Origin of the sequence: Burkholderia sp. E168m23, assembly GCF_016586125.1 — a bacterium.
Taxonomy (GTDB): Bacteria; Pseudomonadota; Gammaproteobacteria; order Burkholderiales; family Burkholderiaceae; genus Burkholderia; species Burkholderia orbicola.
On sequence record NZ_BCPP01000042.1, the window covers coordinates 1 to 16089 of the forward strand.

Sequence of the window (16089 nt, forward strand, 5' to 3'; positions counted from 1 at the left end):
CGACGACGACATCGCGCTCAAGGGCAGCAACAATCCGGCGCCCGCCGGCTCCGGGCTGTTCGGCATCGACGGCAATCGCGACGTGCGCGCCGATCGCAAATGGGGCGTCGTGATCGCGCACAATCACATCTACTGGGGGCACGGCATCTCGATCGGCAGCGAGACCAACGGCGGCGTGACCAACGTTCAGGTGTACGACAATGCGTTCCGCGATTCGGAAGAAGGGCTGCGCATCAAGTCCGACTATGCGCGCGGCGGCGAAGTGAGCAACATCCACTACGCGAACATCTGCATCCGCGACGCGAAGAACGCGCTGCTGTTCACGCCGTACTACAGCACGAAGGCCGTGCCCGCGAGCGGCCCGCTGTACCCGAACTTCCACGACATCTCGCTCGCGAACGTCGTGATCGAGGGGGCGGCCGGCGTGAAGCTGCAGGGGTTCGAGGCGAACACCGGCGGCTACGGCGAGCCCGCGTTCCCGCTCGTGATGTCGCTGACCGACGTGGTGGCCGATACGCCCGACAGCATCGCGACGATCGCATCCGACGCGAACCTCACGCTGCGCAACGTGAACCTGCCGGTGTTCCCGTCGACCGCGAACCGGGTCGCCGTCAACGGTACGGCGGTCCATGCGATCGACCCGGCCAGCGTGCTCGACTGCAGCAAGGCGTTCGTCGACTTCCCGGGCATCGACCAGTCGAACCCGTTCGGGTCGACGTGGGCGCCGGCGCTGTAGCGTGCGGTCGTTCCATCGTCATCGCGCGTGCCGCCTGGCAGGCACGTGCGATGCGCGCCGCGACATCATGCAACGCAAAAGGAGCCAGTGATGTCGACCACGAAACCATCAGCGTACCCCGACCCGGCTACCCCGCCGAACGCCGGCGACGAAGGCCCCGCAGGCGCGCCGGGCATCGGCGAGGACACGTGCCGCGTCTGCCGCGGCACCGGCAGGGTGGAGGGCCAGCCCTGCACCGTCTGCGGCGGGACCGGCAAGATACTGCAGGGAATCGGCGGCGGATAGGTAAAAAGGCCGCCGCACCGGCGTGCGTCGCGCGCTCAGGTCTGCATGACCAGCGACGTCAGTTGCGCGGCGCGCGCCACGTCCGTCTTCGTGTAGATCGACTTGATCTGCGCGCGGACCGTGCCGATCGACACGCCGCGCAGCGCCGCGCACTCCTGCGGCGAGCGTCCGTCGCAGCACAGCAGCACGGCCAGCTCGGCTTCCGCCGACGACAACCCGTAGAACACCCGCAAGCGTTGCGCGCGCGCCGACGGCGCACGCAGGTCCGCGGCCGTCATCAGCGCCGCGACGCCGGGCCGTTCGCGCGCGAGGCGCGACTGTTCGGGAACGGGGATCAGCGCAAGCGGCAGCGGCTCGCCCGTCGTACGCCGCAGCAATAGCCCGCCGCGCGCGAACGCGTACCGCCATTGCGTGTCATCGACGCAGCCTTCCGGCGCGAAACGGCCGTTGACGATCCGCAGCGCCGGTTCGGCGGCGATCAGCTGATCGGCCGCGCGGTTCGTATAGCGCAGTTCGCGCCGCGGGCCGAGCAGGAACACGGGCACCGGCACCGCATCAAGCGCCGACTCCGCAGCAGCCACGCGCGCTTCGAGTTCGCCGATGCGCGCATGGATGCGCAGCGCGCGACTGATGTGGCCGCCCATGATTTCGATGGTGCGGCGCTGCGCGTCGGACAACCCGTGCGATTCCGGGCCGCTCTGTACGCTGAGGAAAGCGCCGGCGCCCTCGCCGCGATGGATGTACAGGCCCGAGATGCCGCCGAGCCCGAACGGATGCATGAATTCCCGATAGAACACGCCATGTGTACGCTGCCGCACCGACAGGTGCTTGACGTCCTCGAACCAGCGCCCTGCCGGCCAGTCGGCGGCAACCGGCACGACCGGGTCGTACAGGTAGAACTCGGTGTTGTAGCGGTGGTGGCATGCGGCGACCCATGACGGATCGTCGCCGGCTGCCCGCTCGATTGCCGGCATCCGCGCCGCGTCGTCGAACGACAGCAGTGTGGCCATGCGCGTGCCGACCGTCAGACGCAGCCCGTCCAGCACCGCTTCCCACCGTTGATCGCCCAGTGCCGCAGCGTAGACGTCATCGATCCATGCCGAGGGAATCAATCCGTTCATCTGCATCTGGCCACCCCGCGCCGTGCGTTTTTGTCGAACGCCGTTCGGGCATCTTACTCAATCGGTCTGATTGTTCAAATTGCCGATGCGGATTTGGCCGAAATACCACGTTTGTCACCGTTTCTCGTCAGACGTAATGGTGGTTTTTGACACGGCGGGCGTGGAATCGGTGGTGATGCAGACGGCCGATGGCGCCTGCGGCGCGGGTCGCGCGGAACGAAATCTTGTCGCAGGTAGAGGGGTTCGAGGCTGGATGCGACGCGATGAAACGCGGTTCGGTACCCGCCCCGACGATGCACTTACTTCATCGTCAAGAACCGCGCTTCCATCTGGTCGATCTTCGCGAGCACGGCTTCGCTCAGCTTCCTGACGTGACGCGGCACGTCGGGCGTCGACAGCAGTTCCTCGATACGTCCGCGCCAGTATCTCGGATGCCGGACGCGCCCCGCGCCCGACATCGATACATCGTCGACGTCCGTCTCGCTGTCCAGCAGCGCCACCATGCGCTGGATATGGGAGAGCTCTCGTTCTACGTAGTCTCGTGCGAGCATATTGATTGAAATTCCCCGAAATACGACATCAGGCCTTCCGTCATCAACGCGCCGTCGGCCGCGGCGCCAACGACGCACTGCGGACCTGCACATCAGCGTACGCGACGACCGTGTCAATCGACTGTGCGAACGCTTACAGCGATCGACACGCAACGACAGGCCTGTTCGATTGTTCTGGTGATATCCGGTCCCCGGCGCCTTGTAGATCATCGTAGGCGTACCGCTCGGCGACGGCATCCCCAAAAGTGGGGATGCCGGCCGATATGGGTCGGGGAATCGTTGCCGGAAACGACGAGGGCGAAAAACGCAAGCGGGCGCGACGGCGCGACGGACCATTGTTGTCCGGCAACACGATGGCGACGATTCCGGCGCTCCGCTCACTTTCACCTCCGACGAATCGGCCGTCGTGCCTGTCGCCCCTTGCATGTCGATTGGCGCGCTTTGCGAGTGAAGTGGCACGCAAAAAGCGGCATCATGGCGCATCACTTCTGCAACGGAATCCCGCCCATGAATATCGATACCGACCTCCCCGTCATGGTCACCGGCGCGACCGGCTACGTCGCCGGTTGGCTCGTGCAGCGGCTGCTCGAGGCCGGCGTGACGGTCCATGCGGCCGTCCGCGACCCCGACAGCCCTGACAAGCTCGAGCATCTCCAGCGCATCGCGGCCGGCAAGCCCGGCACCCTCCGCTATTTCCGCGCGGACCTGCTCGAACCCGGGTCGTACGCCGACGCGATGGCCGGTTGCGGGACCGTGTTCCATACCGCGTCGCCCTTCACCGTCACCGTCCGCGATCCGCAGAAGGAGCTGGTCGATCCGGCGCTGCTCGGCACGCGCAACGTACTCGAGACGGCCAACCGCACGCCGTCAGTGCGGCGCGTCGTGCTGACCAGCAGTTGCGCGGCGATCTACGGCGACAACGCGGACCTCGCCGCGACGCCAGACGGTGTGTTCACCGAAGCAATCTGGAACACCAGTTCGTCGCTGACCCACCAGCCCTATTCGTATTCGAAGACGGTCGCCGAGCGCGAAGCGTGGAAGATCGCCCGCCAGCAGCAACGCTGGGATCTCGTCACCATCAACCCGTCGCTCGTGATCGGGCCCGGCATCAACCCGTACGCGACGTCGGAAAGCTTCGAAATCGTGCGGCAGATGGGCAACGGCACGATGAAGGCCGGCGTGCCGGATCTCGGCCTGGGTGCGGTGGATGTCCGCGACGTGGCCGATGCGCATCTGCGTGCGGCGTTCCTGCCGAACGCCAACGGCCGTTACATCGTGTCGGCACACGACACGAACCTGCCGGCGATGGCCGCCACGCTGCTGGAACGGTATGGCGCCGACTACCCGATTCCGCGGCGCATCCTGCCGAAGTGGCTGGTGTGGCTGATCGGCCCGCTCGCGAACAAGAGCGTGACGCGCCGCGTGGTCGCCCGCAACATCGGGCTGCCCTGGCGCGCCGACAACAGCCGCAGCCGCAACGAGCTCGGGATGCGCTATCGCCCGCTCGCCGAGTCGATGAACGACTTCTTTCAGCAGCTCGTCGAAACCGGGCAATTACGGCGATGAACCGCTTCGCGATCTCGCCCGGCTGGCAGGTCATGATGGTCGACCTTGGCCTGCGCGCCGACGAACTGCTGCGGCGCGCGCAGTTGCCCGCCGATCTGTTCACGCGCCCCGAGAACGGGTTGACGACCCGCGAGTACTTCGGCCTGTGGCGCGCGATGGAAGACATGGCGAATACGCCGGCCGTCGCGCTGCGCATCCTCGATCTGCTCTCCGTCGAAACCTTCGATCCGCCGCTGTTCGCCGCGTTGTGCAGCCCGAATCTGGAGATCGCGATCCGGCGCATCGGCCAGTTCAAGCCGCTGATCGGCCCGATGCAGTTGCGTGTGTCGCACGAGGTCAATGCGCTCACCCTCGCCGTCGACTTCCTGGAACGCGACGTACCGCCGCCTGGCATGCTGGTCGCGGCCGAACTCGGCTTCTTCGTGAAACTCGCGCGGCTGGCGACCCGCACCGAGCTGCCGGCACGCGCCATCACGCTGCCGCGCGACGTCAGCCCCCATCCCGGCTATGCGCGCTTTTTCGGCGTGACGCCGCAGTACGGCGATGCGCCTTCCGTGAGCGTGACGCTGCAGGATGCGCGGCGTCCGTTCGTCACCGCGAACCATGCGATGTGGCAGATTTTCGAACCCGACCTGCGCCGCCGCCTCGACGCACTGTCGGCCGAGGCCGGCATCGTCGAGCGCGTGCGCGCGGCGCTGCTCGAATTGATTCCGGGCGGGCTCGCCACCGCGGACGGCGTCGCGCAAACGCTTGCGATCAGCAAACGGACGCTGCAGCGGCGGCTCGGCGACGAAGGCGCGAACTTCAAGACCCTGCTCGCGGAAGTCCGCGAGAAGCTCGCGTGGCATTACCTCGATCGCTCGGACCTGCCCTACAGCCAGATCGCTTTCCTGCTCGGCTACCAGGACCCGAATTCGTTCTTCCGCGCATTCAATGAATGGACCGGAATGACGCCCGAAGCCGCCCGTTCACGCACGGCGCGTTAATCAACGCGAAGCGGCCCGCCCTGTCTATCCGGCCATTCCATATCAGCCGGGCGTGCCGCTGCGCTTCAAGCCGAAAATGAAATCGGCTTCGACCGACGCGCCCTTCGGCAATTGCAGCACGCCGACCGACGAACGCGTATGGATGCCGGCGTCGCCGAGCACCGCGACCAACACGTCCGACGCGCCGTCGGCCACTTCGCTCTGCATCGTGAAGTCGGGCGCGCTTCGCACGTACACGGTCATGCGCGGTACCGTCGCGATCGCATCGAGCGTGCCGCAATGCTTGCGGATCAGCGACAACGCGCGCAGCGCCGAGATACCGGCTGCCCGGCGGCCATCGTCCAGCGAAACGGATTCGCCCACGATGCCGACGAAATGCACGACTTCACCGATTCGCGGCACCTGGCCGGCAATGTAGGCCGTGCTTCCGTCGACCAGAACGGGCGTGTACTTTCCGCCGATCCTGATCGTTTCGTCCGGATCGAATCCGAATTCGGCTGCGACCTGTTTCAGTTTGTCATCCCTGTTCATCAGTGAATTCCCCAATCCCTCTGAAAAAAGATAAAGAATAATTGAGTCTCCGAAGCTTGTCCCGCACGAAAAGATCGGTCACGAACGATCCAGTCAAACCACTTCTCAGGTGTTCGAAGCAGTCGCGGATTGCCATATCGGCAATGGAATTCACCGTCTCAGCAATTTTCTTCATCATTTCGGTTGAAACCGCTATCATGTATGGACACAAACCTGAAGAGTGATATATGGCAACTTACAAGGAACTGAAGGCTCAAATGGACGCTTTGGCCGAGAAAGCCGAAGCCGCGCGCGCCGCTGAATTCCAGGCGGTCGTCGACGACATCCGCACAAAAGTCGCGGAATACGGCATTACCGAAAAAGACATTTTCGGTACACGCCGTGGTCGGCCGGCCAAACAAGCGGGCGCCCCCGTGCAGGCAAAGTATCGCGATCCGAAGACCGGGGCGACCTGGTCGGGCCGCGGTCGCGCGCCCGCATGGATCAAGGATGCGAAGAACCGCAATCGATTCCTGATTCAGGAATAAGCATCCCGGCATGGGCCGGCGCGTGATTCAACGCGCCGTCCGGCGATTTGGGCATTGATTGGCGCATCGATACCGGCGGGTTTCCGACGCCGCTCCGGTTGACGAGGTCTTGCCCGATCGGCGTGTCGCGCATCGGCCAATCGGCCAATCGCACCGCAAGCCAATCCTTTCTTCAGCGTTCGTAATAGACGGCAAGCCAGACGGTTTGCACTTCGTCATGCGTCCACGCGACACGATGACGGCAATGCGGCTCGATCAGCACGTAATCTCCCGCGCGCATATCGAGCCGCGTTGCATCTTCTTCGAATTCGAGCACGGCCGCGCCGGACAGCAACACGACCCATTCGGCCCGCGCGTCGTCATACCAGAACCCGTCCGGGCTCGCATGGCCCATCGATACGATTCGCTCGACGTTCACGCGCGGGCTCGTCACGAGCAGGTCAATTCGCTCGTCGCCGCCGCGCCGCCCGTCGACGCTGAATAAATTACCGGTTTGAAGTTGCATGGCTTCGCCTCGTCGTTGATCTTCGGGTAAATGCTGCGGCTTTAAAGACGACGGGAATGGTCGCATCAGCCTGACATTGCGCTGGTCTGCACGGACGTCGTCAAATGTCTGATAAAAAGATGAAGAGCGGGTGCAACTTTACCGACGCTCATTCATTGGCGCGATAAAGTACATCGCGACATTCTTTTAGCGACGCGCGCGCCATAGCGCGCCATTTCGGTAAAAGCCGGCCGACATCCCGCCGGCGTCCGCAGCGTCGGACCAAGCTCTTCACGCAAATAACGGGCTGGCGAGCACGCGTCGATCGACGCATTTTCCGTTCGCAGGCCGGCATGAGCAAGCATCGGCACGGACATTCATTCTTTATTTCGATTCGAGGTCGCGTTTGCCCGATGAGTCGTTGATATCGATGCGAGTGCGGACAAAGCCCCCCGTCAAACCCGCCCCCTCAACCACGCCAGCAACGCCGCCTGCGCACTTCCTTCCGCCACCGGCGCCGACGTCAACAGGTAGTAATCCGATCCATCCTCGACGAACCCCATTGGCGCGACCAGCACACCGCTTTCGATGTCGTCGCGCACCAGATGCCACGGCCCGATCGCGACGCCCAACCCCGCAACGGCCGCCTGCAGACTGAAGTAGAAGTGATCGAACCGCTGCCCGCGCCCGTTCGCGGCCGGCTGATTCGACGCCGCCGCCCACGCGTTCCATGCGTCCGGCCGGGTTCGCGTATGCAGCAGCGCGGCGTCGGGCCTCAACGCGCGGCCGCCGCGCCGCGATGCAAACCACGCACCGACCTTGTCCGGCCGGCAAACCGGCCCCACCCGCTCGGCGAACAGATGCTCGGCGTGATACCCCGCCGGCCACGCGAAATCGTTGCGACGTATCGCCATGTCGATACCGCTGTCGAACGAGAACGGGCCGCCCGCGGCGGCCAGATGGATATCGACGCCCGCATGCCGCGCCTGGAAATCCGGCCAGCGCGGGATCAGCCAGCGCATCAGTAGCGTCGGCTCGCACGACAGGACCGAACGCCGCGCACGGGCGGCCTCGGTGCGCAACGCGTGGGCGGCGTGACGCATCAGGTCCAGTCCATCATGGACGGCCCGGGCGAGTGTGCGGCCTGCCTCGGTCAGGAACACGCGACGACTGCGCCGCTCGAACAGCGCCACGCCGAGATCGTCCTCGAGCAGACGCACCGCGCGGCTGACCGCGCCGTGGGTCAGGCACAGCTCGTCGGCCGCGCGACTGAAATTCTCGTGACGCGCCGCCGCGTCGAAACAACGCAGCGCCATCAGCGACGGCAGGTTCGTCCGAATCGATTGTGATTCGAACTCACCATTCTGGTCAGAAATCATCGTTTTTCCTAGTGAAGCACGATCGATAGGATTGTGCCATCAACCCATCCAGCGTAGGAGAAACGTATGACCGAATGGATAGTCGTAGTCACCATTACGCTGCTGGCCGTCATCAGCCCGGGGCCGGATTTCGCGATGGTCACGCGCAACAGCCTGATGCTGTCGCGTCGTTCCGGCGTGCTCACTGCATGCGGGATCGGGCTCGGTGTAACCGTCCACGTGAGCTACACGCTGCTGGGCGTCGGGCTGCTGATCCGTCAGTCGCCGTGGCTCTTCAATGCCGTCAAGCTGATCGGCGCGATCTACCTGATCTACCTCGGTGCGAAGATGCTCATGACGAAATCCGGCGGCGTGCAAGCCGACAGCCGCGTGGCGGCGCTGTCGGATCTCGCCGCGCTGCGCACGGGCTTCCTGACCAACGCGCTGAATCCCAAAACCACGGTGTTCATCGTCAGCCTGTTCATGCAGGCCGTCCGGCCCGACACGCCGTTGATCGTGCAACTCGGCTACGGCGCGTTCATCGCGGCCGCACATGCCGGCTGGTTCAGCCTCGTCGCGATGTGTTTCTCGGCCACGGCTGTCCGCGATCGGCTGCTGTCGCTGCGACACTGGATCGATCGCACGTTCGGCTGCCTGCTGGTGGGCTTCGGCGTCGCGCTCGCCATCGCACGCGGCGGGCGCTGACGCCCGACCCGTACGGACGCGCGGCGGCGGGTGCCCCGCGCCAGGTGCCCTGCGCCGGGTGCCCCGCGCCACCAACCTCAGAACGTCCGTGCGATCGTTCGTGCCTCGTCGATCGCCCGACTCCGGTCGACCTTCCCGTCCGGGCCGAACAACGTGCGCTCGACGACGATCCCCGTGATGTCCGTCACGCCCACGAACTTGAGCCACGTTTCCATGTAAGGGCGCTGCAGATCGAACTCGGCGGCCGGCGTAAACGACCCCGGCGACTGATAGGCGAGCCCGCGCGCGTAGACCACCGCCGCCTTTTTACCGGCCAGCTTGCCGGTGAAACCCGTTCCGTCGAACGTGAACAGCACGTCCTTCTGCGAGATCACGTCGATCAGGTGCTTGAGCTTGTACGGAATGCTGAAATTCCACAGCGGCACGCCGAACAGGAACTTGTCCGCTTCGTGGAACGGCGCCGCGAGCCGCTCGATCTGCTGCCACGCAGCCGCCTGCTCCTGCGTCAACGCCGTGCCGCTCAGTCCGGCATATTTCGCGGCCAGCGCGGCGCCATCGAATTCGGGCATCGTCAGATCCCAGATGTCGAGCTTCCGGATCTCGTGATCGGGATGGGCGTGCCGGTACGCGTCGAGAAACGCACCGCACACCTCGATGGACGCCGAATAGGCCTTGTTGGGTGAGCCTTCGATATAGAGCACGTGTGTCATGGCGCCGATCCTTGCCAAGCGTGACGACGGCGCGCGGGATGCGCGCTCGCCCACTGCCCTTCGCAGCCTAGCGGGTCGGCCTATAATCCGGAAACGATATTAATTGATCAAATTAACCCGGATTGGTGATGAATGAACGCTCCCCTCGACACGGCGCTGCTTCATACGTTCGTTGCGGTCGCCGACGTGCGCAGCTTCACCGGCGCCGGGCGCCGGCTGAACCTCAGCCAGTCCGCAGTCAGCGCGCAGATCGTTCGTCTCGAGGAGCAGGTCGGCCAGGCGCTGCTCGCGCGCAACACGCGCAGCGTCACGCTCACCGCGCATGGCGAGACGCTGCTCGGCTACGCGCGTGCGATGCTCAATCTGAGCGAGGAAGCGCGCGCCAGGCTGGGAACGGGGGACGCCATCGACGTCAAGCTGCGGATCGGTGTATCGGAGGACTTCGCAACTGGCTGGCTGCCGGACCTGATGCGCCGCCATGGCGCCGCGCGGCGCGGCCTGCGGCTGGATCTGGTCGTCGACATCGGCGACAGCCTGTTTCAACGGCACGCCAACGGCGAATTCGATCTCGTGATCGGCAGCCGGTGCTCGCACGCGGGCCACGGCGCGACGTTGTGGCAGGAACCGCTCGTCTGGGCGTTCGCGCGTCACGAGCCGCTTCCGGAAGGCGACGTGCCGCTCGCGTGCTTCCCCGATCCGTGCCCGTACCGCGGCGCCGCCATCAAGGCGCTCGCGCTGGCCGGCATGCGCTACCGGATCGCGTGCGAAAGCCCGAGCGTGACCGGCATCCGCACCTTCGCGCGGGCCGGCATCGCGATCGCGCCGGTGCCGCGCAGCGCGATCGACGACACGCTTCGCGAATTGGGTTTGCCCGAAGGCTTGCCGGAATTGCCGGCGATGGAACTCGTGATGATGCACGACGCGCGGATGCCGGCGGCCGCCGAATTCGCCGCGATGATTCTGGACGAGACCGCTGCCCGCACGGGCGCGGGCAAGCGCGGCCGTGCGTAGCGGGTAGCGCCCGCGAAGATACCCGCGGGGCACGCCCGGCGCCCCGCCTCGCTCAACGCTTCGCACTCCATTCGATACGTCCGCCGGCCGGCTCCCGGCTCCGCCCGAGCAGCGCCGCCAGCGACATGTCCGCGAGCTTGCCGAACGGCGCGCGCAGCAGGCTCGGCAAACTCCAGCGCCCCTGCACGAACACGCCCTTCGCATGACTCATCGCGCGGAATCCCTCGATACCGTGATACGCGCCCATCCCGCTCGGCCCGACGCCGCCGAACGGCAAGTCTTCCTGCGCGACGTGCAGGACCGTGTTGTTGATGCCGACGTTGCCCGACGTGGTCCGCTTGAGCAACGTCTCGCAGTCGCCATCCCGCGCACCGAAGTAATACAGCGCCAGCGGCCGCGGCCGCGCGTTCACGTAATCGACGACCTCGTCGATCGTGCGATACGTGCGCACCGGCAGGATCGGCCCGAAGATCTCTTCGCGCATGACGGCCGTGTCGTCGGCCGCGCCGACGATCAGCGTCGGCGCGAGCGTCCGCTTGCGGGTCGCCGCGCCTTGCGGATTCACGCCCGCCTCGATCACCCGCGCCCCGCGGCTGCGCGCTTCGTCGACGAGGCCTTTCAGGCGGTCGTAATGCCGGTCGCTGACGATCGACGTGTAGTCCGGGCTGGTCGGCCCGTCCGGATAGAAACGCGCGACGGCCGCGTCGTATTGCGCGACGAACGCGTCCAGATCGTCTTCGTGCACCAGCGCATAGTCGGGCGCCACGCACGTCTGTCCGCCGTTCGACAGCTTGCCGAACACGATGCTCGACATCGTGCGGCCGTCGACGTGCCCCCTTGCGACGATCGCCGGGCTCTTACCGCCCAGTTCGAGCGTGACCGGCACGAGATTGTCGCTCGCTGCCTTCATGACCTGGCGGCCCACCTGCGTGCTGCCGGTAAACAGCAGATGATCGAACGGTAACCCGCTGAACGCGGCGCCGACGTCCGGGCCGCCGAGCACGACAGCGACTTCCTCGCTCGGGAAGGTATCGGCAAGCATGCGGCGCATCACTTCGCTGGTGCGCGGCGTCAGCTCCGACGGCTTGAGCATCGCCCGGTTGCCGGCGGCCAGCGCGGTCGCCAGCGGAATGAACGTCAGCGCGAACGGGTAATTCCACGGCGCCATCACGCCGATCACGCCCAGCGGCTGGTATTCCACGTGAGCCTGCCCGGGGCGATAGAAGAGGCCGACGTGCCGGCGCTGCGGCTTCATGAAGCGACGCAGGTTGCGCGTCAGGTAATCGATCGCCTGGATCACGCCGACCAGTTCCATGATCGCGGTTTCATGGCGCGAGCGATGGCCGAAATCGGCGCTGACCGCCTCTTCCACGTCGCGGCGGTGGGCCAGCACCACGGCCCGCAATCGCGCGAGCCGCGCCTTGCGCAGTTGCAGGCTCGGCGGCCCCTCGGCGACGAACGCGCTGCGCTGGCGGGCCAGCAATGCCGCTGGATCGATGCTCGAAGGGGATTCTGCGGGGACGGCCATGGTGCACCTCACGAGGTTGCGTCAATGTAGACACTGTCAACTTGCCTGCGACGGATCATAGGACCACAATGTGTTCCTTGTCAACATAGGGGCAATACGATGTCGTTGGATGAGGATGCGGATGCCGGACAAAAGACTTATCACCACGGGGATCTGCGTCGCGCGATCATCGAAACGGCGCTCGATACGCTGCAGGAACAACAGGGCTGGCAGTTCACGTTGCGCGAAATCGCGCGGCGCGCGAACGTCAGCCACTCCGCGCCGTACCGGCATTTCCCGGACAAGGCCGCGCTGCTGCACGAGCTCGCGCTGATCGGTTTCGATCGCCTGCACGACGATCTCGTCGCGTCCGTCGATCCCTCGGCCGATGCACCGGATGTCCTGCTGGCGCTCGCCCATGCCCATCTCGCGTTCGGGCAACGCAACCCGGATCTGTATCGCCTGATGTTTGCCGCGGACGCGGGAGAGCCTTCGGATATCCATCTCGACCCGCGCGTGCAGGCACCCTTCCTGCTGGTCGTCGAGATCCTCGAACACGGGCAGCGTGCCGGCACGATTCGCCCGCGCCCGGCGCTGGGTCAGGCAACCGCGTGCTGGGCCCACCTCCATGGCCTGACGATGCTCGCGATCGACCGGCGGCTGGTGCGCGAGAAGGTCGGCGATCACGCGATCGAAGATGCGCTGACGACGTTGCTGGACGGACTCGTGCTGCCTGAGAAGCGCCCGCGGGCGACCAAGGCGAAAAAGTCTTGACCTTTAACTTCACTTGAAGGTTATGGTTTGCCTCGGCAGCGTATCGAGGCCATGGGTATGTGTACTGCCATCCGACAATCAGGCGGCGCGTCGAAGACGTTCGCCCGTGGCCGGTCACCAGGAAACCGCATCATGAGCAAGCGCATCCTTCACGTCGTCAGCAATGTCGCGCACTACGCCGATCCGTCGCAACCGACCGGCCTGTGGCTGTCGGAACTCACCCATGCCCATCACATCTTCGCGGCAAGAGGCTATGAGCAGCAGCTCGTGAGCCCGAAAGGCGGCGTGTCACCACTGGAACCGCGCTCGCTCAAATGGCCGCACGCCGACGCCGCGTCGAAGGCATGGCGCGCCGACAAGGCGAACGCGGCGCTGCTCGCGCACACCGCGCGCCCGGACGGGATCGATCCGGCCGGGTTCGACGCGATTTACTTCACTGGCGGCCATGCGGTGATGTGGGACTACCCGGACGATGCGGGACTGCAACGGCTCACGCGCGAGATCTACGAGCACGGTGGCATCGTGTCGTCGGTCTGCCACGGCTACTGCGGGTTGCTGAATACGAAGCTGTCGAACGGTTCGCTGCTGGTCGCCGGGCGCCGGATCACCGGCTACTCGTGGGTGGAGGAAATCCTGGCCGGCGTCGCGAAGAAGGTGCCGTACAACGTCGAACAGCAGATGCGGGAGCGTGGCGCGCGCTATGAGAAGGCGCTGCTGCCGTTCACGTCGAACGTCGTCGTCGACGGCCGCATCGTGACCGGCCAGAATCCGCAATCGGCAAAGGCAACGGCCGAACAGGTCGTCGCGCTGCTGTCACTCGGCGCGCCGGCGCACGTCTAACGGCCGGTCGTCCGGCGCGGCACCGGTTCGTCGCCGGTGTCGGCAGCGACGGCATCGCCCGGGTGCGCCGCATGCTCCGACCGGATTCGCGACAGCGGTCCTTTCGCGCGGGCCGCACGATCGACCGTATCGGGTTTCGCGCCGAGTCCGGCGATCAGTGCGACGACGTGCGCCTTGCTGCGCGCGAGCCGCACCTCCAGCGCCTCGATGTCCCGCACCTTGCGGCACAGTGCATCCAGCAACGGTCCGCATTGCCACTGCGTCAGGTCGGACGGCACCAGCGTGCGAATCTCGTCCAGACTGAAGTCCGCCCTCTGCGCCGCCGTGATCAGATCGAGCACCGTCACCGCTTCCTGCGGATACGTGCGATAGCCGTTCGCTTCGCGTTCGACCAGCGTCAACAAGCCGATGCGTTCGTAGAAACGGATGCGAGAAGGCGTAATTCCGGTGCGTTGCGCCAGTTCCCCGATCTTCATGTCCCGATACTCCCCGGCCGGAACGGATCCGGCCATTCATCCCCACCGCGACAGCCAGCACTCTCCTCACGTTGATTCGCTATCCGATATTTATCGTTACCTGCCCGATGACCGGATTCGCGCTCAGATCACCTCGAAACGCAAGCCCGCGTGGCGAACGAGACGGTCGATAAAACGCTGGTCGAACATCGTCGCGGGCGTCCAGAAACCGCCACCGCGCCCGGTCTTCACACCGTCACGGCTGCCATCGAGCGCGAGACTGATCGCAGCCTGGCCGAGCATCTTGCCGGTGGAGCCATAGCCCGGATCGCGATCGCCGGTGACTTTCACACGCAAGGTGCGCCCGTCGTCGGCGCGGCCGAAAAAGCGCAAATCGTAGCGGCCGGCCTGCTGCGCGTCGACGCTCGGCCCCTCGCCGGGCTTCGGCAGCAGGAAGCGCTCCATCAGGCCGCGCACCGGCGCGATGAGGACGCCCACCATGAATGCACCGAGGCCCGCCACCATCGTCAACGCGGTCACGCGCCCCTTCAGGCCCGTGCCCGTCATCACGGCTTCGTCATAGGTGAAGCGGCTGCCGTATGCATTGCCTGCCAGCGCATTGGAGCGGTGCACGACGCGCTCGTTGATCGCCGCCATCACGAACGGTGCGATCCACGCATCGCAGTCGCGATCGAATTCGGCGGATCGAACCGCATGCTGCCGCACCGTGAAGCCATGTCCTGGCGGGCACAGCGAATAAGGATCGAGGAGTGCCCGGCGCAATGCCGGATCGGCCGCCGCTTCGCGCACGACGTTGATCACGCTGGCCACGGTACCGCCCGACGCCCCGCCCTTCAGCGTCTTGACGCGCATCTTCACGTGAGTGGCCGGCACACTCCACTGCTGCCGCGCCTGTTGCTGCAGGAAGAACACGCCCATGTCGGACGGCACCGAATCGAAGCCGCAGCAATGCACGATGCGCGCGCCCGATTGCCGGGCCGCGGGCTCGTACTTGTCGATCATTCGTCTGATCCACTGCGTCTCGCCGGTGAGATCGCAATAATCAGTGCCGGTCTGCGCGCAGACCCTGACCAGCGGCTCGCCGTACAACGCGTAGGGACCGACGGTGGACACCACCACCTGCGTTTGCGCGCACAGCGCCCGTAGCTGCGCTTCGTCGGCCGCGTCGGCGACGAGGATCGGCACCGACTGCCCGGCCGCGCCGAGCGTATCCCGAACTTGCCTGAGCTTTGCGTCGGACCGTCCCGCGATCGCCCAGCGCAGCGTCTCGCCAGCACCCGCGCCGGACAGATAGTCGGACAGATAGCGGGCCAGAATCTGCCCGACGAAACTGGTGGCGCCGAATACGACGAGATCGTAGCTCGGTTGCGGCATGGATGACTCCTTCGGCGCGCGCACGTCGCACGCAGCCGTATCGTTAGCGTGGCTTTCGGGGTTCATCGAAGGCCGTCAACGGCGTCGGCAGATTCAGCACCAGTTGCGCATCCTCGACCACGTCGAGACGCATGATCGTGGATGCACCGAGTCCGTCGAGCAACTGGCTCAGCGGGCCGCCGTGCCGCACCAGCTCGACGTTGCGCGGCAACAGGCGCTGCGCGAACGACAGCATGTTGGTCTGCACCGACGACTGGTGCCATTCACCGTCGATGCGATTGATCATCGTCGTGGTGCCCATGTGCGATTGCGACGGAACTTGCGTCAGCGCCGGCAGCGGCACGCTCAGGCTCAAATCCGGCCGGCCGCCCGGGCCAGCGATACGTGCGCGCGCCGTGGCGCCGATGTCCACGTCGATATCCGCGAGCCATTTCGGCAACTGATAACCGTGTACACCACGCACCCGTGCGATTTCAGTCGTGACCGGCAACGCCAGCACGTGCGCGAAGAAACTCCGGCGCCGCATCGAGTCGATCAGCTCGAGCGC

At 65.6% G+C, this 16089-nt stretch carries 18 protein-coding genes and 1 pseudogene; 9 read left to right on the forward strand and 10 right to left on the reverse strand.

Going from position 1 to position 16089, the window contains the following annotated elements; genetic code table 11:
* Together JMF90_RS03975 and JMF90_RS39970 are read left to right on the forward strand one after the other, a co-directional pair.
* Positions 1-736 (forward strand): glycosyl hydrolase family 28 protein (locus tag JMF90_RS03975; RefSeq protein WP_236597942.1); only part of this gene is annotated, 736 nt, incomplete at its 5' end.
* 90 nt (positions 737-826) lie between these two features.
* Positions 827-1021, forward strand: a complete 195-nt coding sequence (locus JMF90_RS39970; protein ID WP_034192205.1) for a hypothetical protein — start codon at positions 827-829, stop codon at positions 1019-1021.
* A 35-nt stretch (positions 1022-1056) separates the two neighbouring features.
* Here JMF90_RS39970 and JMF90_RS03980 read toward each other — a convergent pair whose 3' ends face one another.
* A complete protein-coding gene (locus JMF90_RS03980; RefSeq protein ID WP_011549214.1) occupies positions 1057-2148 on the reverse strand; it encodes a LuxR family transcriptional regulator in 1092 nt (363 codons plus the stop codon).
* Positions 2149-2441: 293 nt separating this feature from the next.
* Positions 2442-2693 (reverse strand): hypothetical protein, encoded by a 252-nt coding sequence (locus tag JMF90_RS03985; protein ID WP_027805970.1) that lies wholly within the window; start codon positions 2691-2693, stop codon positions 2442-2444.
* 507 nt (positions 2694-3200) lie between these two features.
* Here JMF90_RS03985 and JMF90_RS03990 point away from each other — a divergent pair.
* Together JMF90_RS03990 and JMF90_RS03995 are read left to right on the forward strand one after the other, a co-directional pair.
* Positions 3201-4259 (forward strand): NAD-dependent epimerase/dehydratase family protein, encoded by a 1059-nt coding sequence (locus tag JMF90_RS03990; RefSeq protein WP_171984352.1) that lies wholly within the window; start codon positions 3201-3203, stop codon positions 4257-4259.
* The gene (locus JMF90_RS03995; RefSeq protein WP_054928589.1) at positions 4256-5245 is read left to right on the forward strand and encodes an AraC family transcriptional regulator; all 990 of its coding nucleotides are present in this window, start codon (positions 4256-4258) and stop codon (positions 5243-5245) included. The genes JMF90_RS03990 and JMF90_RS03995 overlap by 4 nt, the downstream gene beginning before the upstream one ends.
* Positions 5246-5287: 42 nt before the next feature.
* Here the strand turns inward: JMF90_RS03995 and JMF90_RS04000 are convergent, their stop codons facing one another.
* The gene (locus JMF90_RS04000) at positions 5288-5776 is read right to left on the reverse strand and encodes a RidA family protein (RefSeq protein ID WP_011549218.1); all 489 of its coding nucleotides are present in this window, start codon (positions 5774-5776) and stop codon (positions 5288-5290) included.
* A 227-nt stretch (positions 5777-6003) separates the two neighbouring features.
* Between JMF90_RS04000 and JMF90_RS04005 the strand changes: the two genes are divergently transcribed.
* Positions 6004-6303: an H-NS family nucleoid-associated regulatory protein gene (locus JMF90_RS04005; RefSeq protein WP_006481154.1), complete on the forward strand. Its 300-nt coding sequence runs from the start codon at positions 6004-6006 to the stop codon at positions 6301-6303.
* A 172-nt stretch (positions 6304-6475) separates the two neighbouring features.
* Here the strand turns inward: JMF90_RS04005 and JMF90_RS04010 are convergent, their stop codons facing one another.
* Positions 6476-6808: a cupin domain-containing protein gene (locus tag JMF90_RS04010; protein WP_011549219.1), complete on the reverse strand. Its 333-nt coding sequence runs from the start codon at positions 6806-6808 to the stop codon at positions 6476-6478.
* Between the two features lie 434 nt (positions 6809-7242).
* A complete protein-coding gene (locus JMF90_RS04015; protein ID WP_054928588.1) occupies positions 7243-8166 on the reverse strand; it encodes a LysR family transcriptional regulator in 924 nt (307 codons plus the stop codon).
* A gap of 66 nt (positions 8167-8232) precedes the next feature.
* Between JMF90_RS04015 and JMF90_RS04020 the strand changes: the two genes are divergently transcribed.
* On the forward strand, positions 8233-8850 hold the full coding sequence (locus JMF90_RS04020) for a LysE family translocator (protein ID WP_053525852.1): 618 nt from the start codon (positions 8233-8235) through the stop codon (positions 8848-8850).
* Between the two features lie 77 nt (positions 8851-8927).
* Here JMF90_RS04020 and JMF90_RS04025 read toward each other — a convergent pair whose 3' ends face one another.
* Positions 8928-9560, reverse strand: coding sequence for an FMN-dependent NADH-azoreductase (locus JMF90_RS04025; RefSeq protein WP_054928587.1), 633 nt, complete (start codon positions 9558-9560; stop codon positions 8928-8930).
* Between the two features lie 132 nt (positions 9561-9692).
* Between JMF90_RS04025 and JMF90_RS04030 the strand changes: the two genes are divergently transcribed.
* A complete protein-coding gene (locus JMF90_RS04030) occupies positions 9693-10571 on the forward strand; it encodes a LysR substrate-binding domain-containing protein (protein ID WP_054928586.1) in 879 nt (292 codons plus the stop codon).
* A gap of 52 nt (positions 10572-10623) precedes the next feature.
* Here JMF90_RS04030 and JMF90_RS04035 read toward each other — a convergent pair whose 3' ends face one another.
* Positions 10624-12099, reverse strand: a complete 1476-nt coding sequence (locus JMF90_RS04035) for a coniferyl aldehyde dehydrogenase (RefSeq protein ID WP_054928585.1) — start codon at positions 12097-12099, stop codon at positions 10624-10626.
* A gap of 99 nt (positions 12100-12198) precedes the next feature.
* Here JMF90_RS04035 and JMF90_RS04040 point away from each other — a divergent pair, with 99 nt between their 5' ends.
* Together JMF90_RS04040 and JMF90_RS04045 are read left to right on the forward strand one after the other, a co-directional pair.
* Positions 12199-12852 carry a TetR/AcrR family transcriptional regulator gene (locus JMF90_RS04040; protein WP_011549225.1) on the forward strand — a complete coding sequence of 218 codons (654 nt, stop codon included), beginning with the start codon at positions 12199-12201 and terminating at the stop codon, positions 12850-12852.
* A 132-nt stretch (positions 12853-12984) separates the two neighbouring features.
* A complete protein-coding gene (locus JMF90_RS04045) occupies positions 12985-13692 on the forward strand; it encodes a type 1 glutamine amidotransferase domain-containing protein (RefSeq protein ID WP_054928584.1) in 708 nt (235 codons plus the stop codon).
* Here the strand turns inward: JMF90_RS04045 and JMF90_RS04050 are convergent.
* From JMF90_RS04050 to JMF90_RS04060, 3 genes and pseudogenes are all read right to left on the reverse strand, one after another.
* The gene (locus tag JMF90_RS04050; RefSeq protein ID WP_197285618.1) at positions 13689-14168 is read right to left on the reverse strand and encodes a MerR family transcriptional regulator; all 480 of its coding nucleotides are present in this window, start codon (positions 14166-14168) and stop codon (positions 13689-13691) included. The two genes, JMF90_RS04045 and JMF90_RS04050, sit on opposite strands and share 4 nt — an antisense overlap.
* A 123-nt stretch (positions 14169-14291) precedes the next feature.
* A complete protein-coding gene (locus JMF90_RS04055; RefSeq protein WP_054928582.1) occupies positions 14292-15542 on the reverse strand; it encodes a trans-acting enoyl reductase family protein in 1251 nt (416 codons plus the stop codon).
* A gap of 43 nt (positions 15543-15585) precedes the next feature.
* A pseudogene (locus tag JMF90_RS04060) lies at positions 15586-16089 on the reverse strand (acetoacetate decarboxylase); the annotation flags it as partial.